21 protein-coding genes are annotated in these 12,576 nt (G+C 45.8%); all 21 read right to left on the bottom strand.

The features are described 5' to 3' along the window. Positions 1-4 precede the first annotated feature (4 nt). The gene (gene rplF, locus BLQ32_RS17480; RefSeq protein ID WP_036803926.1) at positions 5-544 is read right to left on the bottom strand and encodes a 50S ribosomal protein L6; all 540 of its coding nucleotides are present in this window, start codon (positions 542-544) and stop codon (positions 5-7) included. 30 nt (positions 545-574) lie between these two features. Next, on the bottom strand, positions 575-973 hold the full coding sequence (gene rpsH, locus BLQ32_RS17485; RefSeq protein ID WP_006828942.1) for a 30S ribosomal protein S8: 399 nt from the start codon (positions 971-973) through the stop codon (positions 575-577). A gap of 29 nt (positions 974-1,002) precedes the next feature. Then, complete coding sequence (rpsN, locus tag BLQ32_RS17490; RefSeq protein WP_006828941.1) at positions 1,003-1,188, bottom strand: 30S ribosomal protein S14; 186 nt, start codon at positions 1,186-1,188, stop codon at positions 1,003-1,005. A gap of 19 nt (positions 1,189-1,207) precedes the next feature. Further along, positions 1,208-1,747, bottom strand: coding sequence for a 50S ribosomal protein L5 (gene rplE / locus BLQ32_RS17495; protein WP_036803924.1), 540 nt, complete (start codon positions 1,745-1,747; stop codon positions 1,208-1,210). Positions 1,748-1,774: 27 nt separating this feature from the next. Next, the gene (gene rplX, locus BLQ32_RS17500; protein WP_036803921.1) at positions 1,775-2,086 is read right to left on the bottom strand and encodes a 50S ribosomal protein L24; all 312 of its coding nucleotides are present in this window, start codon (positions 2,084-2,086) and stop codon (positions 1,775-1,777) included. A gap of 35 nt (positions 2,087-2,121) precedes the next feature. Beyond that, on the bottom strand, positions 2,122-2,490 hold the full coding sequence (gene rplN, locus BLQ32_RS17505) for a 50S ribosomal protein L14 (RefSeq protein WP_036803916.1): 369 nt from the start codon (positions 2,488-2,490) through the stop codon (positions 2,122-2,124). A 47-nt stretch (positions 2,491-2,537) separates the two neighbouring features. Beyond that, positions 2,538-2,801 (bottom strand): 30S ribosomal protein S17, encoded by a 264-nt coding sequence (gene rpsQ, locus BLQ32_RS17510; protein ID WP_036803914.1) that lies wholly within the window; start codon positions 2,799-2,801, stop codon positions 2,538-2,540. A gap of 24 nt (positions 2,802-2,825) precedes the next feature. After that, positions 2,826-3,026 carry a 50S ribosomal protein L29 gene (rpmC, locus tag BLQ32_RS17515; protein WP_036803912.1) on the bottom strand — a complete coding sequence of 67 codons (201 nt, stop codon included), beginning with the start codon at positions 3,024-3,026 and terminating at the stop codon, positions 2,826-2,828. Then, positions 3,016-3,450: a 50S ribosomal protein L16 gene (rplP, locus tag BLQ32_RS17520; RefSeq protein WP_036803910.1), complete on the bottom strand. Its 435-nt coding sequence runs from the start codon at positions 3,448-3,450 to the stop codon at positions 3,016-3,018. Before rplP ends, rpmC begins: the two co-directional genes overlap by 11 nt. Position 3,451: 1 nt before the next feature. Next, a complete protein-coding gene (gene rpsC / locus BLQ32_RS17525; protein WP_036803908.1) occupies positions 3,452-4,108 on the bottom strand; it encodes a 30S ribosomal protein S3 in 657 nt (218 codons plus the stop codon). A gap of 3 nt (positions 4,109-4,111) precedes the next feature. Beyond that, positions 4,112-4,453, bottom strand: coding sequence for a 50S ribosomal protein L22 (gene rplV / locus BLQ32_RS17530; protein WP_036803906.1), 342 nt, complete (start codon positions 4,451-4,453; stop codon positions 4,112-4,114). Positions 4,454-4,472: 19 nt separating this feature from the next. After that, complete coding sequence (gene rpsS, locus BLQ32_RS17535) at positions 4,473-4,751, bottom strand: 30S ribosomal protein S19 (RefSeq protein WP_006828932.1); 279 nt, start codon at positions 4,749-4,751, stop codon at positions 4,473-4,475. 60 nt (positions 4,752-4,811) lie between these two features. Then, positions 4,812-5,642, bottom strand: a complete 831-nt coding sequence (rplB, locus tag BLQ32_RS17540; RefSeq protein WP_036803904.1) for a 50S ribosomal protein L2 — start codon at positions 5,640-5,642, stop codon at positions 4,812-4,814. A gap of 45 nt (positions 5,643-5,687) precedes the next feature. Beyond that, positions 5,688-5,972 (bottom strand): 50S ribosomal protein L23, encoded by a 285-nt coding sequence (rplW, locus tag BLQ32_RS17545; RefSeq protein ID WP_036803901.1) that lies wholly within the window; start codon positions 5,970-5,972, stop codon positions 5,688-5,690. Then, positions 5,972-6,595 (bottom strand): 50S ribosomal protein L4, encoded by a 624-nt coding sequence (rplD, locus tag BLQ32_RS17550; protein WP_036803899.1) that lies wholly within the window; start codon positions 6,593-6,595, stop codon positions 5,972-5,974. Before rplD ends, rplW begins: the two co-directional genes overlap by 1 nt. Positions 6,596-6,624: 29 nt before the next feature. Continuing rightward, positions 6,625-7,254 carry a 50S ribosomal protein L3 gene (gene rplC, locus BLQ32_RS17555; protein WP_036803897.1) on the bottom strand — a complete coding sequence of 210 codons (630 nt, stop codon included), beginning with the start codon at positions 7,252-7,254 and terminating at the stop codon, positions 6,625-6,627. A 49-nt stretch (positions 7,255-7,303) separates the two neighbouring features. Then, the gene (gene rpsJ / locus BLQ32_RS17560) at positions 7,304-7,612 is read right to left on the bottom strand and encodes a 30S ribosomal protein S10 (RefSeq protein WP_036803896.1); all 309 of its coding nucleotides are present in this window, start codon (positions 7,610-7,612) and stop codon (positions 7,304-7,306) included. A 254-nt stretch (positions 7,613-7,866) separates the two neighbouring features. Continuing rightward, positions 7,867-9,192, bottom strand: coding sequence for a Na+/H+ antiporter family protein (locus BLQ32_RS17565; protein ID WP_074511483.1), 1,326 nt, complete (start codon positions 9,190-9,192; stop codon positions 7,867-7,869). Positions 9,193-9,388: 196 nt separating this feature from the next. Beyond that, positions 9,389-9,982 (bottom strand): 3-isopropylmalate dehydratase small subunit, encoded by a 594-nt coding sequence (gene leuD, locus BLQ32_RS17570; protein ID WP_074511485.1) that lies wholly within the window; start codon positions 9,980-9,982, stop codon positions 9,389-9,391. A 25-nt stretch (positions 9,983-10,007) separates the two neighbouring features. Next, positions 10,008-11,426, bottom strand: a complete 1,419-nt coding sequence (gene leuC, locus BLQ32_RS17575) for a 3-isopropylmalate dehydratase large subunit (protein WP_074511487.1) — start codon at positions 11,424-11,426, stop codon at positions 10,008-10,010. A gap of 18 nt (positions 11,427-11,444) precedes the next feature. Further along, positions 11,445-12,545 carry a 3-isopropylmalate dehydrogenase gene (leuB, locus tag BLQ32_RS17580; protein WP_036803888.1) on the bottom strand — a complete coding sequence of 367 codons (1,101 nt, stop codon included), beginning with the start codon at positions 12,543-12,545 and terminating at the stop codon, positions 11,445-11,447. Between the last annotated feature and the right edge of the window lie 31 nt (positions 12,546-12,576).

Consider the following 12,576-nt stretch of genomic DNA (forward strand, 5'->3'; position numbering starts at 1 on the left):
AGCATTATTTACCTGTTTTACCTTCTTTGCGGCGAACTTTTTCCCCTTCGTAACGAATCCCTTTGCCTTTATATGGCTCTGGAGGACGTACTTGGCGAATGTTAGAAGCTAGAGCTCCAACGCGTTCTTTGTCGATCCCTTTAACGATTACTCGTGTGTTCGATGGAACTTCAACAGAGATTCCTTCTTCCGGAGTGAATTCTACCGGGTGAGAGTAACCTACGTTAAGAACCAATTTCTGGCCTTGCAGCTGAGCACGGTATCCAACCCCAACCAATTCAAGCACACGCTCGAATCCTTGTGAAGTTCCTAGAATCATGTTAGCAAGCAAAGCACGAGTAGTTCCGTGAATTGTGCGGTGTTGTTTCGAGTCAGAAGGACGTGTTAGTGTTAGCACGTTTTCTTCTTGAGAAATTGTAATATCTTGGTTAAATGCGCGAGTCATCTCGCCTTTAGGTCCTTTAACAGTTACTACATTGCCGTCAGCGACAGTTACAGTAACGTCAGCAGGTACCTCGATTGGTTTTTTACCTACACGTGACATTCTATTGCACCTCCATTCGTTTGTTTCTGATTACCAAACGTATGCTATAATTTCTCCGCCGATTTGTTTCGCGCGGGCTTCTTTATCAGTTACCAAACCTTGTGATGTCGATACTAAAGCGATTCCTAGACCGTTTAGTACACGAGGCACCTCATTAGTTTTTGCGTAAACACGTAGTCCTGGTTTTGAAATACGTTTCAATCCAGTAATAACGCGTTCGTTGTTAGCTCCGTATTTCAAGAAGATACGGATCATGCCTTGTTTGTCATCTTCAACGTATTCAACGTCACGGACGAAACCTTCACGCTTCAAAATTTCAGCGATGTCTTTTTTCACATTAGAAGCCGGAAGCTCTAATTTCTCGTGACGAACCATGTTCGCATTACGAATGCGTGTCAGCATATCTGCAATCGGATCTGTCATTGTCATTACTTTTACCTCCTTCCCAAATTAGGGGATTACCAGCTGGCTTTTTTGACGCCAGGAATTTGTCCCACATATGCAAGTTCACGGAAACAAATACGGCAAAGTTTAAATTTGCGTAATACTGAATGCGGACGTCCGCATCGTTCACAGCGTGTGTACTCTTGTACTTTAAACTTTGGCGTGCGTTTTTGTTTTGCGATCATAGATTTTTTAGCCACGTTTACGCCTCCCTCACGTTTACTTTTGGAACGGCATTCCGAATTGTGTTAATAACTCACGAGCTTCTTCATCAGAGTTCGCAGTTGTTACAATTACGATGTCCATACCGCGTACTTTAGAAACTTTATCATAATCGATTTCAGGGAAGATCAATTGTTCTTTCACACCAAGTGTGTAGTTACCGCGTCCGTCGAAAGATTTTTTCGAAACGCCACGGAAGTCACGTACACGTGGAAGAGAGATAGCAATCAATTTATCCAGGAAGTCATACATACGCTCTCCGCGTAGTGTAACTTTACATCCGATAGGCATACCTTCACGAAGACGGAAGCCAGCGATAGATTTCTTAGCTTTAGTAATAACTGGTTTTTGACCAGTGATCGTTTGTAATTCTTCAACAGCCGAGTCTAGAGACTTAGTGTTTTGAACAGCTTCACCCACACCCATGTTGATAACGATTTTATCGACTTTAGGTGTTTGCATTACTGATTTATATTCAAACTTGCTCACTAGAGCAGGAGTGATTTCATTCACATATTTTTCTTTTAGGCGGTTCATGTGTGTACCTCCCTTCATTCAGGAATTTTATTTATCTAATTTTTCACCGGATTTTTTTGCAACACGAACTTTTTTACCATCTTCAACCTTGTATCCTACACGAGTCGGCTCGCCGGATTTAGGGTCAAGTAACATAACGTTAGAAACGTGAATTGCTGCTTCTTGGCTGACAATTCCACCTTGTGGGTTTGCCTGGTTCGGTTTTGTATGCTTTTTGATGATATTGATACCTTCAACAAGCACACGGTCTTTCTTAGGTAGAGCAGCCAAAACAACACCTGTTTTGCCTTTATCTTTACCGGAGATTACCTTAACTGTATCGCCTTTTTTAACATGCATTCTGTCGCACCTCCTTGGTATGGCACATTGATTTATTAAAGAACTTCAGGAGCAAGTGAAACGATTTTCATGAAGTTGTTGTCGCGAAGTTCGCGTGCAACAGGTCCGAAAATACGTGTTCCACGTGGACCTTTATCGTCACGGATAATAACACATGCATTTTCATCAAATTTAATGTAAGTACCGTCTTTACGGCGAGCTCCGCTTTTCGTGCGAACGATGACAGCCTTAACGACTTCACCTTTCTTAACAACGCCACCTGGTGTTGCTTTTTTCACGGTACAAACGATTACGTCACCGATGTTTGCAGTCTTACGACCAGAACCACCAAGTACTTTAATCGCTAGTACTTCACGAGCACCCGAGTTGTCTGCAACTTTTAAACGACTTTCCTGTTGGATCACTTAGGTTACCTCCCTTCGGAATTTCTTAGGTTCCGAAATTATTTAAATTAGATAATAACCGCTTTTTCTACAATTTCCAATACGCGGAAACGTTTAGTAGCTGATAGCGGACGAGTTTCCATGATGCGAACGATGTCGCCCATTTTAGCTTCGTTTAGCTCATCATGAGCCTTGAATTTCTTAGAGTATTTTACACGTTTGCCATAAAGTGCGTGCTTCTTTTGAGTTTCAACCATTACTGTAACGGTTTTGTCCATTTTGTCAGACACAACACGGCCTGTGTATACTTTGCGTTGGTTACGCTCAGTCATACTTGCAAACCTCCTCTCGAATTATCAGTTATTGCCACTGATTTCTCTTTCATGAATCACAGTTTTCATACGCGCGATCGCTTTACGTACTTCGCGGATGCGAGCAGTATTTTCTAATTGACCAGTAGCCAATTGGAAGCGAAGGTTGAAAAGCTCTTCTTTCAGTGATTTCACTTTTTGTTCGATTTCAGCAGTGGTTAAGTCACGGATTTCATTAGCTTTCATTCGATTCACCACCAATTTCTTCACGTTTTACGAACTTTGTTTTGATCGGAAGTTTGTGAGATGCAAGGCGCAATGCTTCGCGTGCCACTTCTTCAGATACTCCAGCTAGTTCGAACATTACTTTACCTGTTTTAACAACCGCTACCCAGCCTTCAGGCGAACCTTTACCGGATCCCATACGTACCTCAAGAGGCTTTTTCGTATAAGGTTTATGCGGGAAAATTTTAATCCAGACTTTACCGCCACGTTTCATGTAACGAGTCATGGAGATACGAGCTGCTTCGATTTGGCGGTTAGTGATCCAAGATGATTCCAAAGCCTGGAGACCAAATTCACCGAATGCGATTTCTTTGCCGCCTTTAGCTTCTCCGCGCATTTTTCCGCGGTGCTCACGACGATATTTAACGCGTTTAGGCATTAACATATTATTTGCCTCCTTCCTCAGATTTCTTCTTAGTTGGAAGGACTTCACCGCGGTAGATCCATACTTTTACGCCAAGTTTGCCGTAAGTAGTGTCTGCTTCAGCATGTGCATAGTCGATGTCAGCACGAAGCGTATGGAGCGGAACAGTACCTTCACTGTAGTGTTCAGCACGCGCAATGTCAGCGCCGCCTAGACGTCCAGATACTTGAGTTTTGATCCCTTTAGCGCCAGAACGCATAGTGCGCTGGATTGCTTGTTTTTGTGCACGGCGGAAAGACACGCGGTTTTCCAATTGACGTGCAACACTTTCAGCAACTAGTCTCGCATCAAGGTCAGCTCTTTTGATTTCGATAATGTTGATGTGTACACGCTTGCCAGTCATAGAGTTAAGCTGTTTGCGAAGTACTTCTACTTCAGAACCACCTTTACCAATTACCATACCTGGTTTCGCAGTGTGAATTGTTACGTTTACACGGTTTGCAGCGCGCTCAATTTCGATTTTAGAAACTGAAGCTTCTTTCAAACGTGCTTCGATGTATTCACGGATTTTAATATCTTCGTGAAGAAGTGTCGCATAGTCTTTTTCAGCGTACCATTTTGACTCCCAGTCACGAATGATTCCGATACGCATCCCGATTGGATGTATTTTTTGTCCCACGAATTATCCCTCCTTCTTCTCAGATACCACTAGTGTGATGTGGCTTGTACGTTTGTTGATTGCGCTCGCGCGTCCCATTGCACGTGGACGGAAACGTTTCAATGTTGGGCCTTCGTCAACGAATACTTCGCTAACAATCAGGTTGTCCAAGTTCATTTCGTAGTTGTGTTCAGCGTTAGCAGCTGCAGATTTCAATAACTTCTCAATTACAATCGATGACGATTTTGGAGTATGTTTTAAAATTGCAACGGCTTCGCCGATTTGCTTGCCTCGGATCAAATCTACTACTAAACGGACTTTACGAGGAGCAATACGTACTGTTCTAGCAACAGCTTTTGCTTGCATGGGGAAATCCTCCTCTCAATTAACGTCTTGTTTTCTTATCGTCTGCACCATGACTAGCGTATTTGCGTGTTGGCGCAAATTCACCTAGTTTATGGCCTACCATATCTTCAGTTACGTATACAGGGATGTGCTTACGGCCATCGTATACTGCAATTGTTTGTCCGATGAATGTCGGGAAAATTGTAGAACGGCGAGACCAAGTTTTAATCACTTGTTTTTTCTCAGAGTCCTTTTGCGCTTCAACTTTTTTCATAAGATGATCGTCAACAAAAGGTCCTTTTTTCAAGCTGCGGCCCATTTGGGATCCTCCCTTCGTGATTGCACCACGGTTCTTATGCTGAACCGCAGCGGAATCAAATTATTTTTTACGACGACGCACGATGAACTTGTCTGACTTGTTCGTTTTCTTGCGTGTTTTGTATCCAAGAGTCGGTTTGCCCCATGGAGACATTGGTGATTTACGTCCGATTGGCGAACGTCCTTCACCACCACCGTGTGGGTGATCGTTCGGGTTCATTACAGATCCGCGGACTGTTGGGCGTTTGCCTAACCAGCGGCTGCGGCCTGCTTTACCAATGTTAATCAATTCGTGTTGTTCGTTGCCTACAGCACCGATTGTAGCGCGGCAAGTAGCAAGGATCATGCGAACTTCGCCTGATTGCAAACGAACAGTTACGTATTTGCCTTCTTTACCAAGAACCTGAGCTGAAGTTCCTGCAGAACGAACTAGCTGTCCGCCGCCGCCTGGCTTCAATTCAATGTTATGGATTGTAGAACCCATTGGGATGTTAGACAACGGAAGTGCGTTACCTGGTTTGATATCAGCTTCAACGCCTGACATGATTTGCGTTCCAACTTCGATTCCTTTAGGAGCCAAGATGTAACGTTTTTCTCCGTCAGCGTAGTGAATTAATGCAATGTTAGCAGAACGGTTTGGATCGTACTCGATTGTAGCAACGCGTCCTGGAATGCCATCTTTGTTACGTTTGAAATCGATGACACGGTATTGGCGTTTATGTCCACCACCGTGATGGCGTACAGTTATTTTACCTTGGTTATTACGGCCGCCTTTGCGTCTAGTTGGTTGCAGAAGCGACTTTTCCGGCTTGTTCGTTGTGATTTCAGCGAAATCCGAAGTAGTCATGTTACGACGACCGTTAGTGGTAGGTTTGTATTTTCTAATCCCCACGTTGTTTCCCTCCTTCGTTAGTAGTTCTTTAAGAACTTATAGAAATTAAATTTCGAACAATTCGATGTCTTTAGAGTCAGCAGTCAATTTAACAATCGCTTTGCGGCGTTTGTTTGTATAGCCTGCGTGTTTGCCCATGCGTTTGAATTTGCCTTTGTAGTTCATGATGTTGACTTTCTCAACCTTCACGCCAAAGATTTCCTGAACAGCATGTTTAACTTGTGTTTTGTTAGCGCGAGTGTCCACTTCAAAAGTGTACTTCTTATCTGCCATTACTTCAGAAGAACGCTCAGTAATGACCGGACGCTTTAGAATATCACGTGCTTCCATTAACTAAGCACCTCCTCAATTTTCTCAATCGCTGCTTTAGTCATAACAACTTTGTCATGTCCAAGCAAGTCTAAAACGTTGATGCCAGTTGCTGCTACCACTGTCATACCTTGGATGTTGCGAGCAGACAATGCTACGTTTTCATCCGGGTCAGCAGTTACGAACAAAGCTTTTTTACCAATTGAAAGATCTTGCATCAATTTAGTAAATGCTTTTGTTTTTGGTGCATCAAAAGTCAATCCTTCAAGTACCATCAATTTTTCTCCAACTACTGCAGATGAAAGCGCAGAGCGTAGAGCCAAGCGACGGACTTTCTTAGGCAATTTATAGCTATAGCTACGTGGTGTCGGACCGAATACGATACCGCCTCCACGCCATTGTGGTGAACGGATCGAACCTTGACGGGCACGTCCAGTTCCTTTTTGGCGCCATGGCTTTTTACCACCACCAGCTACTTCAGAACGGTTTTTTACTTTATGGTTACCTTGGCGAAGTGAAGCGCGTTGCATCACTACTGCGTCGAATAACACGGCTTCATTTGGCTCGATACCGAATACATAGTCGTTCAATTCGATGTCGCCAACTTGAGAACCAGTTTGATTTAATAAAGCTACTTTAGGCATTCGTGTTTCCTCCTTCCTCTAAAAAAATATTATTTCGATTTGATAGCTGATTTAACGCGTAGCAATGCTTTGCGTGAACCAGGAACATTACCTTTGATTAGAAGCAAGTTACGTTCAGTATCAACCTTAACGATCTGAAGGTTTTGAATCGTAATTGTCGTTCCACCCATTTGACCAGGCAATTTCTTCTGTTTGAATACGCGGTTAGGAGCAACCGGACCCATTGAACCAGGACGACGGTGGTAACGTGAACCGTGAGCCATTGGCCCGCGTGATTGTCCGTGGCGTTTAATAACACCTTGGAAACCTTTACCTTTTGTTGTTCCTGTAACATCTACTACATCGCCTTCTGCGAATACATCTACTTTGACTTCCTGACCAATCTCGTAATCAGCTAAGTTTACATTGCGAAGTTCGCGAATGAAGCGCTTAGGAGCAGTGTTCGCTTTTGCTACGTGTCCTTTAGCAGGTTTGTTAGAAAGCTTTTCGCGCTTGTCTTCAAAACCTAATTGGATTGCTTCGTAGCCATCAACCTCAACTGTTTTCTTTTGAAGCACTACGTTTGGAGCAGCTTCAACTACAGTTACAGGGATTAAATCACCGTTCTCAGCAAAAACTTGCGTCATACCGATTTTTCTACCTAAGATTCCTTTGGTCATGTTGTCACACCTCCTGTGATTATTTGTGTTTTTCTATTTCGTTTGCCGATTAAAGTTTGATTTCAATGTCGACGCCTGATGGTAAATCTAATTTCATTAACGCGTCCACTGTTTGTGGAGTAGGGTTAACGATATCGATTAAGCGTTTGTGTGTGCGCATTTCAAATTGCTCGCGTGAGTCTTTGTAAATGTGCACTGAACGCAAGATTGTGTAGACCGACTTTTCAGTTGGCAACGGGATTGGACCCGATACACTTGCACCTGAACGTTTTGCAGTTTCTACAATTTTCTCAGCAGACTGATCAAGTACTCTGTGATCATATGCTTTCAAACGGATACGAATTTTCTGTTTTGCCATTACTTTCCCTCCTTTTCGCCTATTTTGGATAGACATTCTCCACGAAAATTTTCCAATCACTCGCCATGGCAAAGCGGCCGGGTGTATCGGTAACCTCTCGCTTCATCGCAGTCAAAGACCAACATTCACCATTATACATAAGAAAAAAGAATTCCGCAAGGCTTTCCACGAAATTCTTTCTGATTCGCTTTTATTAGTATAACAGGATATTTTAGATATTCAACTCTCAAGCAAATAGTCCGAACATTTTTTTCTTAAGCCAAGAACATGACGGCAATCCAGCCGAAAACAATCAGCGGAATATTGTAATGGAGGAAGGTCGGCACGCACGTATCCCAGATGTGATTGTGCTGGCCGTCGACATTCAGCCCGGCTGTCGGCCCGAGTGTCGAGTCGGAAGCAGGCGATCCGGCGTCCCCTAGTGCCCCCGCAGTTCCAATCAGCGAAATGATGGCAATCGTCGAGAATCCGAACTCCATACTCAGCGGCACAAAGATTGCAGCGATGATTGGAATGGTTGCAAACGACGACCCAATTCCCATCGTCACGAGCAGGCCGACCACCAGCATGAAGAATGCAGCGACTCCTTTATTGCCATCGAATACATCCGCCACACTGGAAACAAGCGGCTCCACCGCTCCTGTCGCAGTGATAACCGATGCAAATCCGTTCGCTGAGATCATGACAAATCCGATAAAGGCCATCATGCGCATGCCGGCAGTCAGTACATCGTCAGCCTCACGCCATTTCATTGCCCCAAAGACATATAACACCAGAATGCCCGAAAGCGCCCCGATAATCATCGAATCCGTCTGGATCTGCCCATACAATGCCGCTGCCAATGCAACGAGCGTAACGATGACGTCTTTCGTCGAAGCCGTCTTTGTTTGAGTTTCTTCTATAGTATTAGTTGCTCTCGCATGATAGTCGCGAGGTTTTCGGTAAGAGATGAACACCGCGACTGCCAATCCCACCGCCATGCCTGCAACCGGAATCGCCATTGCTTTTGGAATGTCGGCCATGTCGATCGGCAATCCCGCCAGCTTCATCTGTGTGGCGACGATTTCGTGAAAGATCAACCCGAAGCCATACGGTAATAAAATATACGGTGCAGTCAGACCGAACGTCAGCACCGACGCAATCAGGCGTCGGTCGATCCGCAGCTCATTCATAATATGCAAAATTGGCGGCACCAATAATGGGATAAAGGCAATGTGAATCGGAATGGCATTCTGCGATAAAATCGCCATGGCAAGCAAAGCAAAAATCACCAAAGCTTTCGCCAGATTTTCTCTTGTCCCTTCCCCTTCTTTGTTTACGAGCTTCAAAACTTTTGAAACCAGCAGCTCAGGTATGCCTGTCCGTGAAATGGCCACGGCAAATCCGCCAAGCATTGCGTAGCTGAGTGCAATCGTCGCCCCTGCCCCTAAACCTTCAGTATAAGCTGCTACGGTATCCATAAGCGATAAGCCGCCGCTCAGTCCTCCGGCAAGCGCTCCAATCAATAAGGCAAACACCACATTGACGCGGAACAAACTTAAGACCAGCATGACCAGGACAGCAAGTATTACTGCATTCATATTTATTATCTCCTTTAGTGTGCTAAAGCGTTAAAGTACACTGTTAAAATTAACAAAATGCCAAAAGGATGTCAATACTAAACCCCGTGTTTGCTGGAATTAGAAAAACTCAGAAAATAAGGAGAGGTTGTTTATGTTTTAATACAAAAAAATCCCCCGCTTGCAGCGAAGGATTTTCATTTTCTACTATATATAATTACTGTTGTTGCTGTTGCTGCTGCTCGTATGCCGTGATGTAGTCATCGTACTGGAACGTCAAAGCAATCTCATCCCAGCCTTTCAGCAGCATTTCTTTCCAATAAGGGTCGATTGTGAATTCATAGCGGCTGCCGTCTTCCGCAGTCACCGTTTGCTCTTCCAGATTGACTTCCAGACCCAAAGGGGCTTTTTGCCCTTTTTGAATCAATTCATCTACCTGGCTATCGGTTAAGCGAATTGGCAAGATGCCGTTTTTGACGCAGTTATTATAGAAGATATCCGCATAACTCGGCGCAATGACCACATTAAAACCGTAATCTTGAATGGCCCACGGGGCATGTTCACGTGAAGAGCCGCAGCCGAAGTTCTCTTGGGCAACTAAAATTTCGGAGCCGCTGTAGCGGGGATCATTTAGCACAAAGTCTTCTCTTGGGGAACCGTCCGGATGGAAACGCCAATGATAGAACAAGTACTGGCCGAAGCCCGTCCGTTCAATCCGCTTCAAGAACTCCTTGGAAATGATTTGGTCGGTATCTACGTTTTTTCGGTCAAGCGGCGTTAAGACGCTGTTAATTTTATTGATGGGCTTCATCGCATTGCCTCCTTGTCCATTTCACTCATACTGTTGGCACAGGTTCTTTCATGTAATTGCGGACATCCGTCAAACGCCCTTCGATTGCGGCTGCGGCTGCCATGACAGGGCTGACCAGATGCGTCATCGAACCCGCACCTTGGCGCCCTTCGAAGTTCCGGTTCGAAGTGGAGGCACAGCGCTCTCCTGCCGGCACCGAGTCTTCATTCATCGCCAGGCACATGCTGCATCCCGTTTCGCGCCATTCAAATCCAGCTGCAAGGAAGATTTTATCCAAGCCCTCCGCTTCTGCTGCGCGTTTTACCGTTTCCGATCCCGGCACCACAATCGCCGTTACTGCTGGATGGACTTTTTTGCCTTCCACAATGGCACTTGCTGCACGCAAATCGCCGATGCGGGCATTTGTGCAAGATCCGATAAAGACATGCTGGATTTCAATCGAAGACAACGGCGCCCCTTCTTCTAATTGCATATAGCTCAACGCTTGTTTTAACGCTTCCCGGTCAGCCGGATCTTCATAGTCTGATGCAAAAGGCACGTGTTCGGCAATGCCAGAGCCCATCGACGGGTTGGTCCCCCATGTCACAAAAGGCGAAATCTCATCTGCATGGATGGTATGCGTGACATCGTAAGCGGCGCCTTCATCAGTTGCGAGTGCCAGCCAACCAGCTGCCGCTTCCTCAAATGCTTCTCCTTGCGGGACGTATCTCCGGCCTCTCATATAGTCAATCGTCGTATCATCCGGGCTGATCAAGCCTGCGCGTGCACCGGCTTCAATCGACATATTGCAGATAGTCATGCGTTCTTCCATTGAAAGTGACCGAATGGCATCTCCCGTATATTCGACAATATGGCCGGTTCCCATATCAACGCCAAATTTCGCGATGATTGCCAGGATGACATCTTTCGCAGCAACACCGAAGCCCAGTTCTCCGTCAATCCGGATTTGCATCGTTTTCGGTTTGGATTGCCAAAGCGTCTGTGTCGATAACACATGCTCCACTTCACTCGTCCCGATGCCAAACGCCAAGGCCCCGAATGCGCCGTGTGTGGAAGTGTGGCTGTCTCCGCAAACAATCGTCTTGCCGGGTTGCGTGAGCCCAAGTTCCGGCCCAATGACGTGGACGATTCCCTGGTCCGGATGGTTGATGCCTGCAAGCGGGACACCGAACTCTTCGCAATTTTCCTGCAGGGTTTTAATTTGCTTGCGGGAAATCGGATCCGTAATTTTGTCCCGGTTGCGCGTCGGCACGTTATGGTCCATGGTCGCAAAGCACAAGTCCGGCCGCCGTACCTTCCGGCCATTCAATCTAAGGCCTTCGAATGCTTGTGGAGACGTCACTTCATGCAATAAATGAAGATCGATGTAAAGCAGGTCCGGCTTTCCCTGCTCTTCGTATACAATATGCTGTTCCCAAATTTTTTCAATAATCGTTTTTGCCATCCGAACCGCTCCTCCCGATCAAACGTAAGAATACATGATGTGCTCTGACACCAATTCTCTTTCCAATTCTTCAATCACTTTTGTCACAAATCGCTCAGTGGATACTACTTGTTTGCCCGCGCTGGACAAATCGCCTGTGCAATAACCGTCTTCCAGTACACTCATCACCGCTTCTTCGATTGCTGCCGCTTCGGTATGCATACCGAACGAATAGCGCAGCATCATCGCCGCCGACAAAATAGCCGCTGAAGGATTGGCTTTGTTCTGGCCTGCGATATCCGGCGCCGAACCATGTACCGGTTCGTAAAGGCCGAAACCGTCTGACCGGACACTGGCTGATGGCAGCATGCCAAGCGATCCCGTGATAACGGACGCTTCATCGCTCAAGATATCGCCGAACATGTTCTCCGTCACCATGACATCGAATGCCCGCGGATCGGTGATCAGTTTCATCGCAGCAGAATCAACCAGCATGTGTTCCACTTCGACATCGGGATAAAACGCTTTACGCTCTTCGACCACTTCACGCCATAGCTTGCTTGTTTCCAATACATTCGCTTTATCGACCGACGTTACTTTGCCTCTGCGCCCACGCGCGATTTCAAACGCCTGATCGACAATCCGCTCGATTTCATCCCGTGTATAGACGAGTGTATCGACTCCTGCTTTTTCGGTCCGGCGCTTCGGTTCCCCGAAGTACAACCCGCTTGTCAGTTCGCGCACAATGACCATGTCCACTTCTTTTGCCACTTCTTCTTTTAATGGCGATGAACCAAGCAAAGCAGGGATTGCTTTGACCGGCCGGATATTCGCAAACAAATCGAAATGCTTGCGGATGTTCAACAAACCTTTTTCCGGGCGAAGATGCCCTGGATTCTGGTCCCATTTCGAACCTCCGACTGCACCGAGGAGAATTGCGTCGCTTGCCTCGCATGCGGCAATGGTTTCGTCAGGCAGCGGGTTATTATGTGCATCGACCGCACTGCCTCCGATCAACGCGTGTTTCAAATGAAAAGTATGTCCATAACGCATTGCGATGGATTGCAGCACCTTTACCGCCGCATCTGTTACTTCTGGTCCGATTCCGTCTCCTGGCAATACCGCTATTGTTTTTTTCATTTTAAATTCCTCCTCTTTCGATTCATCCGTT

The sequence above is a fragment of the Planococcus glaciei genome (assembly GCF_900099655.1).
Taxonomy (GTDB): Bacteria; Bacillota; Bacilli; order Bacillales_A; family Planococcaceae; genus Planococcus; species Planococcus glaciei.